The sequence below is a fragment of the Neorhizobium sp. R1-B genome, from assembly GCF_004368875.1.
GTDB lineage: Bacteria > Pseudomonadota > Alphaproteobacteria > Rhizobiales > Rhizobiaceae > Neorhizobium > Neorhizobium huautlense.
The window spans coordinates 22,879-43,017 of the sequence record NZ_SOEM01000014.1 but is presented as its reverse complement, the minus strand read 5'-3'; the positions used below and the strand labels follow the sequence as shown (position 1 = coordinate 43,017).

Below are 20,139 nucleotides of genomic sequence, written 5' to 3'. Positions count from 1 at the left end.
GGAGATCATATGCATCTGTCATGAAGGGCGGCGGCGTCAGTCAAACCGCCGCCCTTCAGATCGAGGGCAAGGCCTGTGGCCTCCCACACCCGCTCCCATTCCGGCCGGATCTCCTCAAATTCCCCATCGGAGATCGTCAAAGGCAGGGATTGGCTACGAGTGCCGACAAGATCATCGTGCTGATAGAGGTAGACGAGGACAGTTCTACCGTCTTCGCAAAGAACCGCCTCCGCCTCGATCATATCCGCTCACTCCCCGCCGCTATTCGGACGCGCGGCCGATCCGCTTTGGCACTCCCCTCAAGATCGGAAATCCTGCGTGCAAGCTCCATCTGCCGACGCTCCATGTCATCGAGCGCTTCACGGATAGACTTGCCATCATCCTTGCCAATTCTGCGCTCGATGTAACTTTTCACCATCTCGGCCAGCACGCCGCCGAACTTCTCGGCGGAAATATTCATGGTTCGACACTCCAAGCGAGGCCAGTCAGCTCGGCGACCGCATTGTCGCGGACGCGTTCGACGCCAAAGCTGACGATCGCCTTCACCGCTACGCTGCCGGTCTGGAACATGCTTACCAGTTCCTCACGGGTGGGCGTGACGCTGTTATTCGTCGGATTATCGGCCATCTTGATGTCGGCTTGTCGCGAGGCGTCGAGAGCGATCGTGTCTGCGTCGGCGGCGATCGCAGCGCCATTGATCAAACGCAGCGTTCCGGCGGGAATGGTGCGGCTGACATAAGCGGGAAGTTCCAGCAACTCGCCACCCTGAGGCGACATGTTGCGGAACGTTTCCGGCATCAGTGCCAGCCCATTGGCCACATCGGGCGACATAGCCCAAAGCATCTGACCGCCGTCGCCGTCGTTGACGTTGTTCAGCAGCCGCAGGAGATCCGCCTTGACGCTCGCGATGTCGTTGCCGCTGCTAACGATCGACAGCGAGGAGCCGTCGATGACCTCTGAGAAGAACTTTTCGTCGACGGTATCGCTCACCGCGCCGCGCAGCTCGGTGTTAACAAGCGTGTAAGCGCCATCAGTCATGGACTGGGCAACTTCGGACGTGATGACCAGTAGAGCCGCCGCCTTCACGGGATCGAGCGCACCGCCCTTCAGCGTAAGTTTCGAAACTGGGACCGGCTGACCTTCGCCAACGATCCAGCCGGTCGCGGAGGCCGTCACGACGCCGAGGCGCGTGCGCAGAGGAACCCGGGCAAAGCCGAAGTCCAAAAGGCGGAAGAAGATCGAGCGGGAGCGCAGGCTCGTGAAAAATCCGGCCGAGGAGATGCGCCAGTCGGCAAGGATCTCGCCGAAATCACCGTCGCTCAAGCTGCCCGCGCTGATCGCAGCCTTGTCGAGGATGCGCAGGACGCGCGGCGAGGCTTTGCGGGTCTCGGCGATCTCGCGAGCCAGCGGATACGATCCGCCTGCGGCCGCAAGTGCCTTTGCGATCACGCCGACGTCGGAACTGATGGGATCATTCATGTTTTCACCCTTTGCGTTGGTCTGCGCTTAGGGTCGGAAACGAAACGGGAGTGCACAACCCGCATTTTCTCCCGTTTGAGGCCGAATTCACTCCCGTTTCTCCCGTTTGTACGATTGGAGAGCCGAAAGGCTCACCATCCACCGTCCGCCCCTCTTCTCGCCGAACCCCTTCTCCTCGCATAGCCAGCGGACGGTATCTGAGGACATTCCGAAGCGTTCAGCAGCTGTGGCCGTATCAATCAAATCCTCAACAGGGGGAGCTGCAGTATCGCCTCCCAGGGCTGCTTTGAGTTCCAATAGACCGGACACGATGCGATCGATGAGAGCCGACACCTCGGCCGGATCAATCCCGCTCATGTCGCCTTCCTTGAACCAGGTCGAGGAAATCCTGGTATGTCGGTTGCCGGCCGCCGAACATGGCGAGCACGCGGGCTTCGATCTGCATCGCATCCCGGTGGTAGGCCTTCGAATACCGCCGGCCGCGCTCCCGCTTGCAGTTGTCCGAACAGACTGCCCGAGATGATCGGGCAGACTTCGGAAACTCCGCCCCACAAACCACACAAATCGCAATGGCATCGCCGATGCAATTTAATCCCGTATTTTGGGCGCTTTCTTTCTCGCTCACGGTATTTTCCTAAGCTTATCAGAGGCTTAACTCTGCTTGATCTCGCCGGGTTGCGCGGGGCGGGCCATCGTCTGAAATTTAATCGCCCGAAGAAAAAATCTGCGAATGAGAGGGGCGCGGGTGGAGAAACCTAAGGTTTCTAGACTTTCGACCCACCCCCTCCCTCGATGATCGTCAGGACCGGCTTGGCTGGGTGCTCAGTCTGGAGCCAGTATTCCGGCGCGATATAATCGCTTCGATACGCGCCTTCCTCGATCTGATTGACCATGCACTTGAGCACATGGATTGCCAGGTCTTCGCCAGCCTCGTCGACCAGCCTCCTGACAGCCGCAAGCATCAGCATCGTATTCACTTCGCGGACCCTGACGCCATCGGCTAACAGCGACCGTACAAGGCGATTGATGCCTGTTTCCGCTAGATCGATCCCGCTCACCATCTGCGCTTCTCCTGCCTCTGCTTCTGACTGTCGTGGTATTCCTTGCTCACGGTCTGAATGTTGCTCATGTCCCAGAAGAGATCAGGATTGCCGTTGTGAGGTTTGATGTGGTCGGCAACCGGACTATTGCCTGCCGGGTACTTACCGATGCAAAGCACGCCGGTTTTCTGGCAGATCCAGCCATCACGCTTCCAGACCTCCACACGCAGATCCTTCCAGCGCTGGATGCCGTACCACTTCCGCCAATGCAGCTCTGCATCGCGTTGCTTGAGACGCCGCGCCTCGGCATCTTTGCGGCTGACCGGCTTAGCCGCACCGAGCCGTGGCTGCATCGTCGATAGGCGTGGCTTCAGCGTCTTGAGCCTACCCATGCGCAGCACCTCCCAAGCCATGCGCCCAACGCGGAACGGAGCCCCATTGATTGGAAGGTTTTTCTACTTGAGGAAGAGCTTTGATAGGATCGCGAAAGGCGGCGATACACTCCCTCTCAAAAGCCATTTTTGGCGTTTCGGCATACTTAGAGAGAGAGTTTTTTACTCCAGTCTCTGAAGTGCTCAAACGTTTGAACCCTATGGCGCGACCAATCCAGCCCAGCCAGTCGCGGCAGATGATCTTGATGATGTTGGTAAGGCTGACCCCGCCTTGCTGCGGCCGCTCCCTAACGCTGATGTGCGCCATCGTTTTAGAACCAGCCTTGCGGATCGCATTTTGGACGGACGTGCGCCCGATCCCCGCGATCTTCGCAATCTCCTTGATGCAAAGGTCGCAGTAACCCTTGCGCCTGCACTGCTCCGCTATGACGGAGAGGGCGGCGCGCTCGGCTTCTGTGTATTTGGCGCGAAGATGGGCCGGCATGTTGCTGCCGCCACCCCAGGCGCGGCGGCGGGCGACTTCCTTCTCCCGCTCTTCGGTGGTCGGGCGACGCCGCGCGGTTTGCTTCAGAACTTTATCGGCTGCGATCGAAGCCGCCTGACGAAGGAAGGATTGCGTGACTGGCCGCGTACCTTCTCCATTTTCGAACTTTCGATCTCGCTCATACACAGGTCGCGAAACGAGACGGGTGCGCAAGAGCGCGGCGGATGGCTGCAAATCACTCATTGCGCCACCCCCGGATATTCGAGAGCATGAGCGCGCCGTGAGACCGCGACGGCTTCAGCCGTCTTGATGCCGAAGCGGCAGCGAAGAAACGGAATAAGAGGACCGGAGACAAGCTCCCGGTTTAGGTAGAGCCAGCGCGCGGCGGTCTCGATTTCTGTGGGAAGCGCGTCGGAAGCCTCAACAAATTCAAGGCCCTGTTTTTTGCTGTTAGGCAAACTAAGCCGTTGATCTACAGGCGGCGGGGGATTTCCTCTCTGTCCGCCATTCTCCCAAAATCCTGCCGTCTTTCCAGATTCGTCCGTCCGTTCAATACTGAGCGATCAATCTCCCATGGAAAAACTGACCTCCTGCCAGCGATGACTTCCTGGCTCCAGGGCCACCAGGAGCTCGAAAGTCCTGCGGCTTGGCGCGCCCGCAGTCGCGACATCGGCATAACCCTGCATGGCGAAACGGCAGTCGCCCTCCCAGCGGAAACTTCCCGGGGCGATATCGAGCACCTCCGGCCGCTCTTCCAAGAGCTGCCTTGACTTCTCGAAGGCTAGAGTTCCGGAACAGGCGCCTTCATCGATCTGCTCACCGAAGCCCATCAGAAGTGCCAGGCCGGAAAGCGGAGCCACAAACGCGATGGATTTCCAAATGCGTGACCCCATCGGGATCTCCTTCCTGGAAAGCGGAAGCGGGCGAAATCTTGCACCGCCAGCGAACGGACACACCGATCCGAACCAAAGGATAACACCCTTGCGACAAGGCGGCCAAGCGCAACCGGAAACATGATAACGCCCGACGTGAACCGAAGCCGCTTCCGGATTTTGCAGAGACAGCGCTTGCAGGTTAGCTTCCCCGACAGTTATCTCTTTATTTTCAGGCGGAATAAACTAGGACATTGAGCGGCTGACTTTCTTTATGGGCACTTGATGAAATTTGGAACGAGTGGACTTCGTGGGCTTGTTGAGGATCTGGCGGGACGGGCGTCGGTTGTTTATGCGCAGGCTTTTGCGCGGCATCTTCTGGAAACGGGTGCTGCGAAGCCGGGGGGACTGGTGCTGGTGGGGCGGGATTTTCGCGCTTCGAGCCCGGGCATTGCCGCCACCTGCATCGGTGCACTTGCCCGTGCCGGACTGTCGCCGGTCGACTGCGGCGCGTTGCCGACGCCGGCGCTTGCGCTTTACGGGCTGAAGCTCGGGGCCGCCTCGCTGATGGTGACCGGATCGCATATTCCAGCCGACCGCAACGGCATCAAGTTCTACCGTCCGGACGGCGAGATCGACAAATCCGACGAGGAGCGGATCGCCGCGATCGCCGCCGAGCTTACCGGCCGGGAGGTGGAGACGGCGCCCGCCGAGGCGCCGGACCGGTCGGCGGACGCGAATGCCCTGTTTCTTTCCCGCAACCGACGCGTCCTGCCTGCCGATGCGCTGGCCGGCCTGAAGCTCGGCGTCTACCAGCACTCCACCGTCGCCCGCGACCTGATGGTCGAGGTTCTCCAGGGTTTTGGCGCCGAGGTCATGCCGCTCGGCCGTTGCGAGGACTTCCTGCCCGTCGATACCGAGGCCGTCTCGGCCGAGACGATCGGGCTTCTGAAGGGCTGGGCGCGGGAACACCGGCTCGACGCGGTGGTTTCGGCCGATGGCGACGGCGATCGGCCGCTGGTCGCCGACGAAAGAGGCGAGCCGTTGCGCGGCGATCTGATCGGCCTGATCACCGCCAAATTCCTCAAGGCCGATGTCGTGGTGACGCCGGTCACCTCCAATTCCGGCATCGATACGGCCGGCGATTTCGAGGTGATCCGCACCAGGGTCGGTTCGCCCTTCGTGATCGCCGGCATGCTCGAGGCGCTTGAGGCCGGACGGGACAGGGTCATGGGCTTCGAAGCCAATGGCGGGCTGTTGACCGCCTCCCCGTTTACCGTTGCTGGCGGCAGGCTCGATCCGCTGCCGACCCGCGACAGTTTCCTGCCGGTACTGGCCGTTCTTTCGCTTGCCGCCGACAAGAAGCAGCCGTTGTCTGAGATCGCCGCATCCTTCCGTCTGCCGTTTGCGGCGGCCGACCGGCTGGAGAATTTTGCCGTCGAAACCAGTGCCGCGCTGATGGCGCATCTCAGAGCCTCACGCGACAATCTTGCCGCCTTCCTGGCGCCGATCGCTGCTGTGGCGGCCACAAGCGAGATCGACGGCTTACGCGTTACGCTTGCCGACGGCCGCATCGTGCATCTGCGGCCCTCCGGAAATGCGCCGGAGATGCGCTGTTATGTGGAGGCCGACAGCGAAGACGAGGCCAAGGCTCTGCTTGAAGAAGGGCTCAGGCTGATCCGCGGCTGGGCAATCAGGACCCGGGCTTGAGCGCCGGCGACGACGAGATTGGAGAGAACAAGTTGAGCAAAATCGTTCCCGTGATCATGGCCGGCGGCAAGGGCACCAGGCTTTGGCCGCTGTCGCGCGCCAGTGCGCCCAAACAGTTCATCCAGTTTATCGGCGACCGGACGCTGTTCCAGGCGACGCTCGCGCGGGTCTGCGATCAAACGCTTTACGAAGCGCCGGTGGTGATCACCAACGAGGACTTCCGCTTCCTGGTGGCCGAACAGGCGCGCGAACTCGGCGTCAAGCTGTCCGGCATCCTGCTCGAGCCGGTCGCCCGCAACACCGCACCGGCGGTTGCCGCCGCCGCCGCCTTCGTTGCCGGCCGGTTCGGCGAGGACGCCATCCTGCAGGTGCTGGCCTCCGATCACGAGATCGTCGCCGATCAGGGCTACTTCGAGGCGATCGGCATCGCCCGCAACACCGCTCTTGCCGGCAAGCTCGTCACCTTCGGCATCACGCCGACCGAGCCTGCCACCGGTTACGGGTATATCGAGATCGGCGACAAGCTGAAGACGGGAGCCCATGCCGTCAAGCGGTTCGTCGAAAAGCCGGCCCTGCCGGACGCGCAGACGATGCTTTCAACCGGCGGCTTTGCCTGGAATTCCGGCATCTTCATGTTTGCGGCCGGACAGGTGCTGCAGGAACTGGCCACCTTCGCCCCTGAAGTCGAAACGGCCGCCCGCGCCGCACTCGCAAAGGCCACCAAGGATCTCGACTTCATCCGGCTGGATGCCGAAACCTTTGCCGCAAGCCCCGACATCTCGATCGACTATGCGATCATGGAAAGGACCTCGAACGCGGCGGTCGTGCCCTCGTCCTTCACCTGGTCGGACCTTGGAAGCTGGGATGCCGTCTGGAAGCTCGGGGTCCGCGATGCGGCCGGCAACGTCGCCTCCGGCCATGCGACGCTCGTCAACACCAGGAACTCGCTGGTCATGTCGCGCACCAGCCATCTGGCCGTCCAGGGCCTGGACGGGGTGGCCGTCATCGCCAGCGAGGACGCCGTCTATGTCGGCCGGCTGGAGGACAGCCAGGATGTCGGCAGGCTCGTCAAGCAACTCGCCGCCGCAAAGGCGACCGCGGCACTCACACAAACCCATCCGACCTCCTACCGCCCCTGGGGCGGTTATACCTCGGTGCTCAACGGCGACCGCTTCCAGGTCAAACGGCTGTTCGTCATCCCCGGCAAGAAACTATCCCTGCAGAAACACCATCACCGCTCCGAGCACTGGATCTGCGTCAAGGGCACCGCAGAGGTGACGATCGGCGACGAGATCAAGATCGTGCGCGAAAACGAATCCGTCTACATCCCCCAGGGCGAGGTCCACCGCCTCGCCAATCCAGGCAAGATCACCCTCGAAATGATCGAGGTCCAGACCGGATCATATCTCGGCGAAGACGACATCATCCGTATTGTGGACGAGTTCGGAAGAGGGTGAGGGGAGCGCCGCCATTGGCGGCGTGACATCACTCACGAGATCAATCGATCTCGCTGCGGTGGTCGAGATACCATTCGACGAAGGCTTTCACACCCTCGTCGAGACCGGTTTCGGGTTTGCGACCGGTCAGCGCGACAAGAAGATCGGGGCTTGCATAGGTCCTCGGCACGTCGCCCTTCTGCATCGGTAGCATCCTGCGCTTGGCAGGTTTGCCCATGACCCGTTCGATGGTCTCCACAAAATCGAGGAGGCCTGCCGGTTGCCCTCCGCCAATGTTGACCACGCGGAACGGGCCCTGGCGGGACAACGTGTCGACATCTGCCACCCGGTTATCCTCAGCAGGAAAGATGCGCGACAGGTCGATGATCGAATCCACCAGGTCGTCGATATAGGTAAAGTCCCGGCTCATCTTGCCTTCGCCGTAGATTTCGATCTCGCGCTCCTCGATCATCGCCTTGACGAACTTGAAGAGCGCCATGTCCGGACGGCCCCAGGGCCCGTAAACGGTGAAGAACCGAAAGGCGGTGATCGGCAGCTTGTAGAGATGGGCATAGCTGTGGGCCATCAGCTCCATGCTCTTCTTCGTAGCGGCATAAAAGGTCAGCGGCTCGTCGGCCTTGTCCGTCTCCCGGAAGGGCACCTCCGGATTGGCGCCATAGACGGAGGACGTGGAGGCAAGCATCAGATGGCCCACGCCATGGGTGCGGGCGAGCTCCAGGATATTCCAGGAACCGACTAGGTTCGAATCCAGATACGCCTTCGGGTTTTCGAGACTGTAGCGCACGCCGGCCTGGGCTGCGAGATGAACCATGACATCCGGCTTGAAGCCGGAGATCGCCTCCTCCAGCAGCGGCTTGTCTTCGAGCATGCCGATCACCGGCCGGAAGGTGGGAAACTGCGCGAGACCCGCATGTCGGGCTTCCTTCAGCCGCAGGCTGTAATAGGGCGTCATGCCGTCAAAGCCGAGGACCTGGTGTCCTTGTTCCAGCAGGCGCCGTGCCAGATGAAACCCGATGAAGCCTGCCGTTCCGGTGATGAAATAACGCATTGAAAAACCCGCTGCTGCCGTAGCGTCTCCCATACAGCGGAAGCCGCGGTCTGTCATCCGCTGGTTCGGCAGCTATTGCTCGCCTCGGCGATGTCTAGTGAAAGAGCCGCAGTCTCGCGGGCGGCGTGCCGGGCCGGCCATTCTTGCGGTCGACAGCGAACTGGATCAGGTCCATGGAGGCCTGGTCGGTAAGCGGTTTGGCCATGACGCCGAGGACGCCGGACACGCCGGCGGCGACAAGGCCGGGGTTACCCGTGATCATGATCACCACGATGCCATATTCAGCAAGCGCCTTGGCAATTTCCGGGCCGGTCTCGCCGTCGGCAAGGCGGACATCGACGAAAGCGATATCCGTATCGCGCGTGTAATTCAGTGCCACCGTCATGTCGGGCGCAATGCCGACCACATCGTGGCCGCTCCGGTGAATGGCATCCTCGATATCCATCGCCACCAGCAGGCTGTCTTCGACGATAAGGAAACGATATTCCATACAAGAACCTCCCGGCTTCAGGAAAACAAATAGAATCCGATCTCCTCTTGGCAATAGGAGGAGGATTTTCAGGATGGTTTTTTTGGCAAGCATGAGCCCGCATCGTTAACGGGCGCTGAACCTGCAAATCAAGATAAACCCGGCTCTCCAAAGTCTCTCGCCGCTGCTCCCGTCGCTCTCCCAAGTTTTCACTCGCTTACGAAAGGTTACAAGGTCGCCGGAACCGCCTTGAGGTTCGAGGGTTATCTGCTCGGAAGCTCTACGAAGGAGAAGAACTATGAAAAAGATTATTGTGACTTCCTGCGCCATTCTCGCCGCTTGCTTCGCTACTCAGGCAGGTGCGCAACAAAGCACCGTTAACGGCGCAGCCGGCGGTGCAGTAACCGGTGCGATCGTTGGTGGTCCTGTCGGCGCCGCAGTCGGCGGCGTCGTTGGCGCCGTCGCCGGCACTGCGATCGACCCGCCGCCGCGTGAGGTCGTCACCTATGTGGAAGAACAGCCCGCTTCGACGACCTCCGTCATGGTCGAAGAAAAGATCGTGGTCGGTAAGCCGCTTCCGAAGAAGGTTGTCGTGACCCCGGTTCCGAGCAATCCGAAATACGCCTATGCGGTTGTCAACAATCAGCGCGTGATCGTGGACCCGCAGACGCACACGGTTGTTCAGGTCATCCAGTAAGCCAAAACCACTTATGAAATACAGGCCCTCGTTGTATCGAGGGCCTGTATTTTCAGACGAATACCGCCTGATCGACGCGGTCTTCCTGGCCGAAAAACCTCAAATAACGCTCGACCTCTGCCGGATCCCCGGTGGCTTTTCGCAGATTGTCCGACAGCTTGACCGCAGGTCGCCCATTGGCCTCGCTGACCTTGCAGACGAGCGAGATCGGCTTCAGGCTTTCGACGTTTTGCGGCGCGCAGCCGGCAAAGTCGTTGGTGAGGTTCGTCCCCCAGCCAAAACTCATCCGGACCCGGCCCTCGAAATGCCGATACGTGTCGATGATGGCGTCGACATCGAGCCCGTCCGAAAAGATCAGCAACTTGCTTTTCGGGTCGCGGCCCATCCGCTGCCACCACTCGATGATCTTTTCTCCACCCTCGATAGGAGGCGCACTGTCGGGCCGAAAGCCGGTCCAGTCTGCGACCCATTCGGGAGCATCCCGGAGAAATGCCGCGGTGCCGAAAGCATCCGGCAGAACAATCAACAGATTGCCGTGATAGAGCCGATTCCAGTCCTTGAGGACCTTGTAAGGTGCCGCCCGCAATTCCTCGTCGCTATTGGCCAAGGCCGCTACGACCATCGGCAATTCATGGGCGTTGGTGCCGACGGCTTCGAGGTCCGAATCCATGGCGAGCAACACATTGCTGGTGCCGGTGAACGCCTCGCCGATCCCTTCCTTCAACGCTTCGACACACCAGCGCTGCCAGAGAAAGCTGTGGCGCCGCCGCGTGCCGAAATCGGAGATGCGCAGCCCTGGCAGGGTGCGCAGCCGTTCGACCTTTTCCCACATCTTGGCCTTGGCGCGGGCATATAGAACGTCCAGGGTAAAGGGACCCATGCGCCGCATGGCCGCCCGGGATCGGAGCTCGTTGATGATGGCGAGTGCCGGAATTTCCCAGAGCGTGGTTTCCATCCAGCGGCCATGGAAGCTCAACTCGAACTGACCGTCGCGCTTGGACAGTTCGTATTCGGGCAACTTGTAGGTGGACAGCCAATTCAGGAATTCCGGCTCGAAGATCTGCTTCTTTCCGTAGAACGTGTTACCGGCAAGCCAGATCATCTCCTTCTTCGAAAGGCCGACCGTACGGGCGTGATCGAGCTGCTCGCGCAGCATGCCCTCGTCGATCTCTTCCGCAAGCCTGACGCTGGTCGTGCGGTTGATCAGGGAAAAACTCGCGTCGACATCGGGATAGAGCTTCCAGATCATCTGCAGCATCAGGAGCTTGTAGAAGTCCGTATCGATCAGGCTTCGGATGATCGGGTCGAGCTTCCAAGTATGATTGTAAACCCTGCTCGCAATATCGGTCTTGGTCATGCCCTGCCTGCCCCCGATCCATTACAGACCGGCTCCGCCGAGTGAGATGCATCCGGAGGCAGCGGCTGATCAACCTCCGGCAGTTTTATCGAAAAAAAAGCGGAGGAAGTCCAGAACGCAATTCGGCCGCGAGGGATCGCGGCCGAGCGATGCCGATTGCAGCCTTATGGATTGGTGCTGGCAGGCGGTGTCGGAGCCGGCGGATTGGCCGGATTGGCGGACGGTGCGGCATTCGGGTTTTCCGGCGCGGTGCTGGCCGCAGGCGGTGTTGCCGTCTGTTCCGCAGGGGGATCGGTCGCCTCGCCCCACCATTCTGCGGCCCCCCATGCGAGCAGAGCCAGGATGAGACCGGCCACCAGCACGATCAGGACCGGCGATCCTCTTCGCCCCTGACGGGCTTCCGTCGCGCTCATCGGCTCTTCGGCGGGCGAACCGGGCGGGCTGGGACGGCGGCCTGCAGGCTCCTTGGGATCGAAACGGGTGTTCATGATTCGCTCCTTGTCTGCCGGAGTGCCCGGCTCCTGCGCAAGAAACGGTCCTGGGATGCGAATGTTCCCGTGCGTCAATAGCCGGTGCGGCGGTCGACCAGATGCTGCAGAGGCTGTCCCGCCTCGAAACGCTCCATCTGGGCTTCCGCATTGCGAAACAAAGCCCGGACATCGGAAGCCGACGCCGCGTGCGGCGTTACCATCACATTCTCCATCCGCCACAGGGGGCTGTCAGCCGGCAGCGGCTCCTTTTCGAATACATCGAGCGAGGCGCCGCCCAGGACCCCGGTTTCCAGCGCCGCGACGACGTCCGCCTCGACCTGACTGCCCCCGCGGCCGGCATTGATGAAGACCGGCTTTCCAAGTGCCACACCCTTCCGAAGCTTGGAAAACAGGGCCGCGTCGAAGATGCCTCGCGTATCTGACGTCAGAGGCAGGAGGCCGACAAGCATGTCCGTCCTGGACAAGAACGTCTCCAGTTCGGCGCCGTCGAATGTCTCGATACCGTCGATCGTCTTCCTGCTGCGCGACCAGCCGATGACGTTGAAGCCCATGATCTTCAGCTTCCTTGCCGAATCCTGGCCGAGCACACCAAGACCCATGACTCCGACGGTCAAGTCCCTTGCCTCCGGCTGTGGAAGCTCGCGCCACTGGCGTTCGCGCTGCTGCTTCAGATAGGCCGGCACCTGACGCAGGTGGCTCAAGGCCTGCAGCACCACCCACTCGCTCATGCGGGTCGTCAGGCTCTCATCGACGAAGCGAACGATCGGGATATCCGGCAGATCTGGCAGCGTGAGGATGTGATCCACGCCTGCTCCGCCCGAAAACAGCACTTGCAGATTTGGAGCCCGCCGAAACAGGTTTGGCTCCGGTTTCCAGATGACCGCATAACGGGCTTCCGACAGATCGAGGTCAGGATCGGAGGCGCGCAGCACCTGCCGGCCGGAAAAGGCATTGGCAAGCGCCGCATCGACCTCGCGACGCTCAAATTTGAGATCGATGACGACGGGCTTTTGGGCGGACATAAGGTTACCTTAGGGCTACTGGCTGATGGCGGAGGTCTCGACTGCCTCCAGATTGAAGGCAGCGGCCATCAAGGCCCGGGTATATTGCTCCTTCGGTGCCTTGAATATCTGCTCGGCCGGCCCCTCTTCCACCACCTTGCCGAGCCGCATGACGATCACATGATTGGCAAGCGCCTTCACAACCTTCAGGTCGTGACTGATGAAAAGGTAGGCCAGATCGTACTTCCTTTGGAGATCCCGCAAGAGATCGACGACCTGCGCCTGTACGGTCATGTCGAGCGCCGATGTCGGTTCGTCCAGCATGACGAAACGCGGCTTCAGGACCATGGCCCGCGCAATTGCAATGCGTTGCCGCTGGCCGCCGGAAAACTCATGCGGATACCGCCAGCGTGTGGCCGGGTCGAGCCCGACCTCCGTCAGCGCCCAGGCGACACGTTTATCCCGTTCGTCGGCGGAGAGCGAGCGCTCGTGCACCTTCAGCCCTTCAGCTACGATTTCTCCGACAGACATGCGGGGGCTGAGCGATCCGTAGGGATCCTGGAACACCACCTGCAGCCGGTCGCGGAAGGGCAGCATCTCCTTGAACGAGAACTTGTCGATCTCGTTACCGATGAAGGCGATACGGCCTTGCGACGAGATGAGACGGGCGAGCGCCAGGCCGAGCGTGGTCTTGCCGGAGCCGGACTCCCCGACGACACCAAGAGTTTCGCCGGCGCGCAGAGTGAGATCGATGCCGTCCACCGCCTTCACGTGGTCGACGACCCTGCGCATCAGGCCTGCCTTGATCGGAAACCAGACACGGATGTCCTTGCCTTCCATGATGACCGGTTTCGTCGGATTGGCCGGCGGCGGTTCGCCGCGCGGCTCGGAGCCCAGCAGGTGGCGGGTGTATTCATGCTGCGGACGGGAGAAGACGTCCTCAACGGTGCCGCTCTCGACGATCCTGCCCTTGGTCATCACGCAGACGCGGTCGGCAAATTTGCGGACGATGCCGAGATCGTGGGTTATGAACAGCATCGACATCCCGTGCTCGCCCTTGAGGCTGCGCAGGAGGTCGAGTATCTGCGCCTGAACCGTGACGTCGAGCGCTGTCGTGGGCTCGTCGGCGATCAGCAGTTTCGGCCGGTTCGCCAAGGCCATGGCGATCATCACACGCTGGCGCTGTCCGCCGGAAAGTTCGTGCGGATAGGCGGTCAGTCGTTTCTCGGGCTCGCGGATGCCAACCTGATTGAGCAGTTCGAGGGTGCGGATGCGGGCGATCTGGCCGGTGATGCCCTTATGCAGCTCGAGAATCTCGCCGATCTGCTTTTCGATCGTGTGGAGCGGATTGAGCGATGTCATCGGCTCCTGGAAGATCATCGTGATGTCGTCGCCGCGGACATTACGGAGCTCCGGCTCGGAGGCCCTCAACAGGTCCTTGCCTTCGAAAAAGATCTCGCCCGACGGATGGCTGGCGGCCGGATAGGGAAGAAGCTTCAGGATCGAATTGGCCGTCACCGATTTGCCGGATCCGGATTCTCCCACCAGCGCCACGACTTCGCCCGGATGGATATCGAAGGAAACCCTGTCGACGGCAAGCGAGGTATCGCTTCCCTGACGGAAGGCGACTGAGAGATCACGGACGGAAAGGAGCGGTTCTGTCATAGGCTCAACCGAACGTCTTTCTTGGATCGAAGGCATCGCGCACTGCTTCGCCGACGAAGATCAGCAGCGACAGCATGACCGACATTGTGAAGAAGGCGGTGAGCCCCAGCCACGGTGCCTGCAGGTTGTTCTTGCCCTGCGCGACCATCTCGCCCAGCGACGGCGAACCCGGCGGCATGCCGAAGCCGAGGAAGTCGAGCGAGGTCAGAGTCGCGATCGAGCCGGACAGGATGAACGGCAGGAAGGTGAGCGTCGCCACCATGGCATTCGGCAGGAGGTGCCGGTACATGATGGTCCAGTTGCCGACGCCGAGCGCACGCGCCGCCCGGACATATTCGAAGTTGCGGGCTCTCAGAAACTCCGCCCGCACCACGCCGACAAATCCCACCCACGAGAAAAGCAGCATGATGCCGAGCAGGACGAAGAATCCGGGCGGCAGGATCGCCGCGATGATCAAAAGGATGTAGAGAACCGGCATGGACGACCAGATCTCGATGAAGCGCTGGAGCAGGAGGTCCGTCCAACCTCCGAAATATCCCTGGATCGCGCCGGCCGTGACGCCGATGATCGCCGAACAGATGGTGAGCGCCAGGCCGAACAGGACCGAAATACGGAATCCATAGATCATCCGCGCCGTCACGTCTCGGGCTTGGTCATCGGTGCCGAGCCAGTTCAGGTTGCCGAGGATGCAGTTGGGATCCTGATCGCCTTGCGGATAGGCCTTGCACCGATCCCCTTTGGCCATCATCCAGAACGGTTCGGTGGGAGCCGAATGCGGAATATTGGAATTGACCGTCTGGTAGGAATAGCGAATCGGTGGCCAGATCATCCAGCCGTTGGCATCGATCTCCTGCTGAATGAAGTCCGACCGGTAATCGGTGGTGGCCAGGAAGCCTCCAAACTTTTCCTCCGGATAATCGACAAGAACCGGATAAAGAATTTCCCCCTTGTACGAGGCAAGGATCGGCCGGTCGTTGGCGATGAACTCGGCCATCAGGCTGAGCACGAACAGGATCATGAAAATCCAGAAGGACCAGTAACCGCGCTTGTTGGCACGGAAGTTGTCCAGCCGACGCCGATTGGTCGGCGAAAGCCAGGGTCGCCTGGACGGCCGATCTACCTGAACCGTGGTCTTTGCGGCGGATGCCTCCATCAGACATCCCTCCGCTCGAAGTCGATGCGCGGATCGATCCAGGTGTAGATCAGGTCGGAGATCAGCGCGACGATGAGGCCGATCAGCGAGAAGATGTAGAGCGTGCCGAAGACGATCGGATAGTCGCGATTGACGACCGCGAGGTAGCTCAGCCGGCCCAGGCCATCGAGCGAGAAGATATTCTCGATCAAAAGCGATCCGGTGAAGAAGGCCGAAATGAAGGCGCCGGGAAAGCCGGCGATGACGATCAGCATGGCGTTACGGAAAACGTGACCGTACAGGACCTGACGCTCGTTAAGGCCCTTGGCGCGGGCGGTGACGACATATTGCTTCTTGATCTCGTCGATGAAGGAGTTCTTGGTGAGCAGCGTCGTGGTGGCGAAAGCCGAAAGCGAAAGCGCGATCAACGGCAGGGTCAGGTGCCAGAAGTAGTCGAGGACCTTTTCCCACCAGGAGAGCTCGGAAAAATTGTCCGACACGAGGCCGCGCAGCGGAAACCAATCGAAGAAGGACCCGCCGGCAAACAGCACGATTAGCAGGATGCCGAAAAGGAAGCTCGGTACGGCATAACCGATGATGATGATGCCGGAGGTCCAGACATCGAAGGTCGATCCGTCCTTCACCGCCTTGCGGATGCCGAGCGGTATGGAGATCAGGTAGGAAACGACCAGAATCCAGAAGCCAAGCGAGATCGACACCGGCAGCTTCTCGCCAATCAGTCCAATAACGGAGGTATTTCGGAAGAAGCTCTCTCCGAAATCGAAGCGGATGTAGTTCCACATCATGTCGAGGAACCGCGTCAGCGGCGGCTTATCGAAGCCGAACTGCTGTTCGAGTTTCTTGATGAATTCAGGATCGAGCCCTTGGGCGCCGCGATAACGGGACTCTTCTCCACCGCCCTGGCTCAGCACATCGCTGCCACCGCCGGAAAGCCGGTCGCCGGTGTCCTGGCCCTGAATCTGCGCGATGATCTGCTCGACGGGGCCACCAGGCGCAAACTGCACGACGAGAAAGGAAATCGCCATGATGCCGACAAGCGTCGGTATCATCAGCAGGAGACGGCGGAGGATATAGGCGCCCATTAGAACTCCCTGTCCGTCATGGCGAACTTTGCCTCACCGCGCATCATAACCAACGTCAAACGGCGTTTTCCTCGTACCTGCCTGCGAATCATCTGGCCCCATTTGGAACAGGAGCCGGCCTGCGGCGCAAGTCTCGTCACTTGCCGGCACTCTTCGACCACCAGGCATCTGGAAAACCGATGCCATATTCCGGTAGATTAGCAGGGCGTTCGAACCGGTCCCAATAAGCGATCCGCATCGCCATCATGTAATAGAGCGGCACGACGTAGTCATGCGCAAGTAGTACCCGATCCAGAGCTTTGGTGGCCGCCACGAGCTCCGGCCGATCTTTGGCGAAGACAATCTTGTTGATCAGAATGTCGATCCCCGGATCGGCTATGCCGGCATAGTTATCGCTGCCTGGTTCGTTGGCGGACTTGGAACCCCAGTGATAGATCTGCTCGTTGCCGGGATTCAGAGTCTGTCCCCAGACGACCCACGTCATATCGAAATCGTAGCTGCGGGTGCGGTTTTGGTATTGAGCCGCGTCAACCGGCCTTACCCGCGCTTCGACGCCGATCTTCTTGAGGCTTTGCGTGTACGGAAGTGCGACACGTTCGAGTTGCGGGCTGCTCAGCAGGATTTCAAAAGCGAAGGGTTGGCCGGTCTTGGAATGGACCATGCGGTTACCCTTGAGTTCCCATCCGGCTTCCTTGAAAAGCGCAACAGCTTGACGGAGATTGTCACGAACTTTGTTGGGATCGCCACCGACAGGGTTAGTATAGGGCGTGGTGAAGACACTGGCCGGAACCTTATCCTTGATCTCGTTTAAGATTTCTAACTCCCTTCCTTCCGGAAGGCCTGCAGAAGCGAGTTCCGTTCCAAAGAAATAGCTGTTGACCCGGGTATACTGGTTGTAGAGCACCGTTCGGTTGATTTCCTCAAAATCCAGGGCCAGGTTTAAAGCACGGCGTATCCTCTGATCCTTGAACAGATCACGCCGCAGGTTCGGCACCAAGGCCTGCATGATGCCTGTAGCGCGATAGGGATTGGGAATTTCCTCCTTTTTAACCCGGCCATCCTTGATAGCGGGGAAGTCATATTTGGTAGCCCAGCGCGCGGCCTGCGTTTCCTGCCAGAAATCGGTGGCGCCCGAGCGGAAGGCTTCGAATTCCACATCCCGATCCGTATAGAAGATATAATTGATCGTCCGTATGTTGTTCTGGCCGACATTCACGGGCAGATTCTTACCCCAATAGTCGTCACGAAGCTCGTAGCGGATGCTCGATCCGGCCTGGAAGGAATCGATCTTGTAAGCCCCGGACCCCATGACAGGTTCGAGCGTCGTCTTGGAAATGTCTCGCTTCTTGCCACTAGCATCGGTGCCTTCCCACCAATGTTTCGGAACAATCACCAGTTGGCCGAGGATCGAAGGCAGCTCGCGATTGTTTTTCTCGTCAAATCGGAACGTTACTTCGCGGTCACCGGTCTTTTCGACTCCGGTGACGTGCTGATAATAGGCCGCGCCGCGAGGGTTAAGCTCTTTCGATTTCTCAAAACTGAAAATCACGTCTTCTGGTGTAATCGGCTCGCCGTCCGGCCACTTCGCCTCCGGGCGAAGCTTGAAAGTCACTGAAGAAACGTCATCCGGAAAGCTGAGGCTTTCGGCAATGAGTCCGTAGGAGGTCGAAACTTCATCTTCCGACGATTTCATCAGCGTGTCGAAAACCTGCGAGAGCCCTGCCGGCGGCACACCGCGAAGTGTAAGCACAGGATTGAAGGAATCGAACGTACCTGCCGAAGCCATGCTCGTACTGGAACTCGACATGTTCAGCACGCCACCCTTTGGCGCGTCCGGATTCACATAGGGAAAATGCTTGAAATCGGCCGGAAGCTTCGGTTCGCCCATCAGTGCTATGCCGTGGCGCCATATCGGTTCCTGTGCTGCCACGGGCGATGACACGAGAGCCACCGCCAACACAACCGCAAAGATCACCTTCAGCCGAGCCAAATTCATTCGCTACCCCTTGTTCGAATTCTTTGTTGCGCCGAAGCATAGGGCAAAAGGCGGCAAAAAACAGGAACTCCTGCTCACAAGCGCTTTATCTTCCGTATCGGGACAGCGCTTCTTCGATCTCCATTTCACCAAAATCGTATTTCACAGTAGATTCGAAGCTACCGAGTGATTTGCGGCGGATGGGCATGGCATCGATTTCGCGTTCAATTATTTTGCAGGCGGTTGCGACCGCGCTTCTTTGCACCGCATTGGCCGGACCTTCGGCAGCACAGGAGGGCACCCCGGCTAAACAGCTTTTCGGCGGCGTGGCGCTGCCGAGCAAGGCCGATCCCCAGCCGGTCGGTTTTTACGCAAAGGGTTGCATGTCGGGCGCAGTGGCGCTGCCGACCGACGGTCCGACTTGGCAGGCCATGCGCCTTTCGCGCAATCGGCGTTGGGGCAATCCGCAGATGATTACGCTTCTGGAGCAGTTTTCCCGCGATGCGGCCAAGCTCGGCTGGGGATCCGGCATCCTCGTTGGCGACATTTCCCAGCCCCGCGGGGGGCCGATGTTATCCGGCCATTCGTCGCACCAGATCGGCCTCGACGCGGATGTCTGGTTTACGCCGAAACCCAACCAGCCCCTTTCGCCGCAGGAACGCGAAAGCATGCCGTTCACCTCCATGCTCGACAAGAGCAAGTTCCTGACCGTCGACCCGAAGCGATGGACACCCACCCACGCCCGCGTGGTAATGCAGGCGGCGAGTTATCCGCAGGTGGAGCGCGTCTTCGTCAACCCGGCGATCAAGAAGAAGCTCTGCGACACCTGGACGGGCGACCGCTCGCTTCTCGGCAAGGTTCGACCGATCTACGGCCACGACGAACACTTCCACATCCGCATCCATTGCCCCGCCGGAGCGTCCGGCTGCCAGAAGCAGGCGCCGGTCACGGCCGGCGACGGGTGCGACAAGTCGCTTGCCTGGTGGTTTACCAAGGAACCCTGGGCGGCACCGAAACCCGATCCAAACAGGAAGCCGGTGAAACCGCGTCCCGTGATGCTGTCGGATCTGCCAAAGGCTTGCGCAGCCGTGCTTGCGGCCCCTGCGCGCGCCGAAGAGGAGGCGACCTTCGGCGGCGGCGCAATGGCTTTCACCTCCCAGCCAGCCTCCGCTACGCCGGCCAGCAACATCGAAGCCATCATCAACGATCCGCCTGTGCCGACTGCCGAGATTCCTCTCCCGACGCCCCGGCCGCTGCAATAACGATCGACAAGGCCGGCGCTTGAAAGCGTCGGCAGCTCCCCCACCTTCCCAAGAACAATCGGGCACGCTAGAAGCGTGTAAATCGATTGAAACCATTCCTGGGAGAAGGCTCCTGTCATGCCGCCCAAGCCCTGCATCGCGCTGATCGCGCACGACCAGAAAAAGGACGACATGGCGGATTTCGCCCGCCATCATCAAGGCTCGCTGTCGCGCTTTCGCATCGTCGCCACCGGCACGACCGGAGGGCGGGTACAGGATGCCTGTCCGAGCCTCGACGTCACGCGGCTGAAAAGCGGTCCGCTCGGCGGGGACCAGCAGATCGGTGCGATGATCGCCACCGGCGAGGTCGACATGCTGATCTTTTTCATAGACCCCTTGAGCGCCCTGCCGCATGACGTGGACGTCAAGGCACTGACGCGGCTTGCGACCGTCTACGACATTCCGATGGCGCTCAATCGTGCCACGGCCGAAAAACTCATCGACTTTCAGAAGGACTGAGCCTCGC

22 protein-coding genes are annotated in these 20,139 nt (G+C 60.3%); 5 read left to right on the top strand and 17 right to left on the bottom strand.

From position 1 onward, the window contains the following. Positions 1–5: 5 nt before the first annotated feature. The 8 genes from EDE05_RS18380 to EDE05_RS18345 form a co-directional block, all read right to left on the bottom strand. Positions 6–242 carry a hypothetical protein gene (locus tag EDE05_RS18380; RefSeq protein ID WP_134102257.1) on the bottom strand — a complete coding sequence of 79 codons (237 nt, stop codon included), beginning with the start codon at positions 240–242 and terminating at the stop codon, positions 6–8. Next, positions 239–460 (bottom strand): hypothetical protein, encoded by a 222-nt coding sequence (locus tag EDE05_RS18375; protein ID WP_134102254.1) that lies wholly within the window; start codon positions 458–460, stop codon positions 239–241. The genes EDE05_RS18380 and EDE05_RS18375 overlap by 4 nt, the downstream gene beginning before the upstream one ends. Beyond that, positions 457–1,479: a phage major capsid protein gene (locus tag EDE05_RS18370; RefSeq protein WP_134102251.1), complete on the bottom strand. Its 1,023-nt coding sequence runs from the start codon at positions 1,477–1,479 to the stop codon at positions 457–459. Before EDE05_RS18370 ends, EDE05_RS18375 begins: the two co-directional genes overlap by 4 nt. 87 nt (positions 1,480–1,566) lie before the next feature. Further along, a complete protein-coding gene (locus EDE05_RS26925; protein ID WP_166675480.1) occupies positions 1,567–1,836 on the bottom strand; it encodes a helix-turn-helix domain-containing protein in 270 nt (89 codons plus the stop codon). A gap of 407 nt (positions 1,837–2,243) precedes the next feature. Next, entirely contained in the window at positions 2,244–2,540 is a 297-nt protein-coding gene (locus EDE05_RS18360) for a hypothetical protein (protein WP_134102246.1), read from the bottom strand. Then, positions 2,534–2,911 (bottom strand): HNH endonuclease, encoded by a 378-nt coding sequence (locus EDE05_RS18355; RefSeq protein ID WP_134102243.1) that lies wholly within the window; start codon positions 2,909–2,911, stop codon positions 2,534–2,536. Before EDE05_RS18355 ends, EDE05_RS18360 begins: the two co-directional genes overlap by 7 nt. Beyond that, complete coding sequence (locus EDE05_RS18350) at positions 2,904–3,638, bottom strand: hypothetical protein (RefSeq protein WP_134102240.1); 735 nt, start codon at positions 3,636–3,638, stop codon at positions 2,904–2,906. The genes EDE05_RS18355 and EDE05_RS18350 overlap by 8 nt, the downstream gene beginning before the upstream one ends. A 320-nt stretch (positions 3,639–3,958) precedes the next feature. After that, positions 3,959–4,288: a hypothetical protein gene (locus EDE05_RS18345; RefSeq protein ID WP_112796365.1), complete on the bottom strand. Its 330-nt coding sequence runs from the start codon at positions 4,286–4,288 to the stop codon at positions 3,959–3,961. Between the two features lie 264 nt (positions 4,289–4,552). On the opposite strand from EDE05_RS18345, the gene EDE05_RS18340 reads away from it, so the two are divergent. Both EDE05_RS18340 and EDE05_RS18335 read left to right on the top strand, forming a co-directional pair. Next, positions 4,553–5,977: a phosphomannomutase gene (locus EDE05_RS18340; protein ID WP_134102237.1), complete on the top strand. Its 1,425-nt coding sequence runs from the start codon at positions 4,553–4,555 to the stop codon at positions 5,975–5,977. Between the two features lie 32 nt (positions 5,978–6,009). Beyond that, on the top strand, positions 6,010–7,434 hold the full coding sequence (locus EDE05_RS18335) for a mannose-1-phosphate guanylyltransferase/mannose-6-phosphate isomerase (RefSeq protein WP_281033743.1): 1,425 nt from the start codon (positions 6,010–6,012) through the stop codon (positions 7,432–7,434). Between the two features lie 40 nt (positions 7,435–7,474). On the opposite strand, the gene EDE05_RS18330 is transcribed toward EDE05_RS18335, so the two are convergent. Together EDE05_RS18330 and EDE05_RS18325 are read right to left on the bottom strand one after the other, a co-directional pair. Then, entirely contained in the window at positions 7,475–8,482 is a 1,008-nt protein-coding gene (locus EDE05_RS18330) for an NAD-dependent epimerase/dehydratase family protein (protein ID WP_112796482.1), read from the bottom strand. Positions 8,483–8,576: 94 nt separating this feature from the next. Further along, positions 8,577–8,972 carry a response regulator gene (locus EDE05_RS18325; RefSeq protein WP_157949092.1) on the bottom strand — a complete coding sequence of 132 codons (396 nt, stop codon included), beginning with the start codon at positions 8,970–8,972 and terminating at the stop codon, positions 8,577–8,579. A gap of 277 nt (positions 8,973–9,249) precedes the next feature. On the opposite strand from EDE05_RS18325, the gene EDE05_RS18320 reads away from it, so the two are divergent. Then, positions 9,250–9,648: a DUF1236 domain-containing protein gene (locus EDE05_RS18320; RefSeq protein ID WP_105373926.1), complete on the top strand. Its 399-nt coding sequence runs from the start codon at positions 9,250–9,252 to the stop codon at positions 9,646–9,648. Positions 9,649–9,700: 52 nt separating this feature from the next. Here the strand turns inward: EDE05_RS18320 and pncB are convergent, their stop codons facing one another. The 7 genes from pncB to EDE05_RS18285 form a co-directional block, all read right to left on the bottom strand. Further along, complete coding sequence (pncB, locus tag EDE05_RS18315; RefSeq protein ID WP_105373927.1) at positions 9,701–11,005, bottom strand: nicotinate phosphoribosyltransferase; 1,305 nt, start codon at positions 11,003–11,005, stop codon at positions 9,701–9,703. Positions 11,006–11,169: 164 nt separating this feature from the next. Then, positions 11,170–11,493: a hypothetical protein gene (locus EDE05_RS18310; RefSeq protein ID WP_245519938.1), complete on the bottom strand. Its 324-nt coding sequence runs from the start codon at positions 11,491–11,493 to the stop codon at positions 11,170–11,172. A 74-nt stretch (positions 11,494–11,567) separates the two neighbouring features. Continuing rightward, positions 11,568–12,518 carry a glyoxylate/hydroxypyruvate reductase A gene (locus EDE05_RS18305; RefSeq protein ID WP_134102234.1) on the bottom strand — a complete coding sequence of 317 codons (951 nt, stop codon included), beginning with the start codon at positions 12,516–12,518 and terminating at the stop codon, positions 11,568–11,570. A gap of 15 nt (positions 12,519–12,533) precedes the next feature. Then, positions 12,534–14,162, bottom strand: coding sequence for an ABC transporter ATP-binding protein (locus EDE05_RS18300; RefSeq protein ID WP_134102231.1), 1,629 nt, complete (start codon positions 14,160–14,162; stop codon positions 12,534–12,536). A 4-nt stretch (positions 14,163–14,166) separates the two neighbouring features. Further along, on the bottom strand, positions 14,167–15,315 hold the full coding sequence (locus EDE05_RS18295; protein ID WP_134102228.1) for an ABC transporter permease: 1,149 nt from the start codon (positions 15,313–15,315) through the stop codon (positions 14,167–14,169). After that, positions 15,315–16,397 carry a microcin C ABC transporter permease YejB gene (locus EDE05_RS18290; RefSeq protein ID WP_134102225.1) on the bottom strand — a complete coding sequence of 361 codons (1,083 nt, stop codon included), beginning with the start codon at positions 16,395–16,397 and terminating at the stop codon, positions 15,315–15,317. Before EDE05_RS18290 ends, EDE05_RS18295 begins: the two co-directional genes overlap by 1 nt. A 136-nt stretch (positions 16,398–16,533) precedes the next feature. Next, the gene (locus tag EDE05_RS18285) at positions 16,534–18,393 is read right to left on the bottom strand and encodes an extracellular solute-binding protein (protein ID WP_134102222.1); all 1,860 of its coding nucleotides are present in this window, start codon (positions 18,391–18,393) and stop codon (positions 16,534–16,536) included. A gap of 185 nt (positions 18,394–18,578) precedes the next feature. On the opposite strand from EDE05_RS18285, the gene mepA reads away from it, so the two are divergent. Together mepA and EDE05_RS18275 are read left to right on the top strand one after the other, a co-directional pair. Beyond that, the gene (gene mepA, locus EDE05_RS18280) at positions 18,579–19,634 is read left to right on the top strand and encodes a penicillin-insensitive murein endopeptidase (RefSeq protein WP_105373934.1); all 1,056 of its coding nucleotides are present in this window, start codon (positions 18,579–18,581) and stop codon (positions 19,632–19,634) included. A 117-nt stretch (positions 19,635–19,751) separates the two neighbouring features. Beyond that, complete coding sequence (locus tag EDE05_RS18275) at positions 19,752–20,132, top strand: methylglyoxal synthase (protein WP_105373935.1); 381 nt, start codon at positions 19,752–19,754, stop codon at positions 20,130–20,132. The last annotated feature ends 7 nt before the right edge of the window (positions 20,133–20,139 follow it).

Bases quoted from the DNA above. Each gene is read 5' to 3' on its own strand.
- EDE05_RS18355 (WP_134102243.1), bottom strand. From the start codon at position 2,911: ATGGGTAGGCTCAAGACGCTGAAGCCACGCCTATCGACGATGCAGCCA.
- EDE05_RS18295 (WP_134102228.1), bottom strand. From the start codon at position 15,315: ATGGAGGCATCCGCCGCAAAGACCACGGTTCAGGTAGATCGGCCGTCC.
- EDE05_RS18350 (WP_134102240.1), bottom strand. From the start codon at position 3,638: ATGAGTGATTTGCAGCCATCCGCCGCGCTCTTGCGCACCCGTCTCGTT.
- EDE05_RS18290 (WP_134102225.1), bottom strand. From the start codon at position 16,397: ATGGGCGCCTATATCCTCCGCCGTCTCCTGCTGATGATACCGACGCTT.
- EDE05_RS18345 (WP_112796365.1), bottom strand. From the start codon at position 4,288: ATGGGGTCACGCATTTGGAAATCCATCGCGTTTGTGGCTCCGCTTTCC.
- pncB (WP_105373927.1), bottom strand. From the start codon at position 11,005: ATGACCAAGACCGATATTGCGAGCAGGGTTTACAATCATACTTGGAAG.
- EDE05_RS18320 (WP_105373926.1), top strand. From the start codon at position 9,250: ATGAAAAAGATTATTGTGACTTCCTGCGCCATTCTCGCCGCTTGCTTC.
- EDE05_RS18370 (WP_134102251.1), bottom strand. From the start codon at position 1,479: ATGAATGATCCCATCAGTTCCGACGTCGGCGTGATCGCAAAGGCACTT.
- EDE05_RS18285 (WP_134102222.1), bottom strand. From the start codon at position 18,393: ATGAATTTGGCTCGGCTGAAGGTGATCTTTGCGGTTGTGTTGGCGGTG.
- mepA (WP_105373934.1), top strand. From the start codon at position 18,579: ATGGCATCGATTTCGCGTTCAATTATTTTGCAGGCGGTTGCGACCGCG.
- EDE05_RS18325 (WP_157949092.1), bottom strand. From the start codon at position 8,972: ATGGAATATCGTTTCCTTATCGTCGAAGACAGCCTGCTGGTGGCGATG.
- EDE05_RS18275 (WP_105373935.1), top strand. From the start codon at position 19,752: ATGCCGCCCAAGCCCTGCATCGCGCTGATCGCGCACGACCAGAAAAAG.
- EDE05_RS18380 (WP_134102257.1), bottom strand. From the start codon at position 242: ATGATCGAGGCGGAGGCGGTTCTTTGCGAAGACGGTAGAACTGTCCTC.
- EDE05_RS26925 (WP_166675480.1), bottom strand. From the start codon at position 1,836: ATGAGCGGGATTGATCCGGCCGAGGTGTCGGCTCTCATCGATCGCATC.
- EDE05_RS18375 (WP_134102254.1), bottom strand. From the start codon at position 460: ATGAATATTTCCGCCGAGAAGTTCGGCGGCGTGCTGGCCGAGATGGTG.
- EDE05_RS18310 (WP_245519938.1), bottom strand. From the start codon at position 11,493: ATGAACACCCGTTTCGATCCCAAGGAGCCTGCAGGCCGCCGTCCCAGC.
- EDE05_RS18340 (WP_134102237.1), top strand. From the start codon at position 4,553: ATGAAATTTGGAACGAGTGGACTTCGTGGGCTTGTTGAGGATCTGGCG.
- EDE05_RS18300 (WP_134102231.1), bottom strand. From the start codon at position 14,162: ATGACAGAACCGCTCCTTTCCGTCCGTGATCTCTCAGTCGCCTTCCGT.
- EDE05_RS18330 (WP_112796482.1), bottom strand. From the start codon at position 8,482: ATGCGTTATTTCATCACCGGAACGGCAGGCTTCATCGGGTTTCATCTG.
- EDE05_RS18360 (WP_134102246.1), bottom strand. From the start codon at position 2,540: ATGGTGAGCGGGATCGATCTAGCGGAAACAGGCATCAATCGCCTTGTA.
- EDE05_RS18305 (WP_134102234.1), bottom strand. From the start codon at position 12,518: ATGTCCGCCCAAAAGCCCGTCGTCATCGATCTCAAATTTGAGCGTCGC.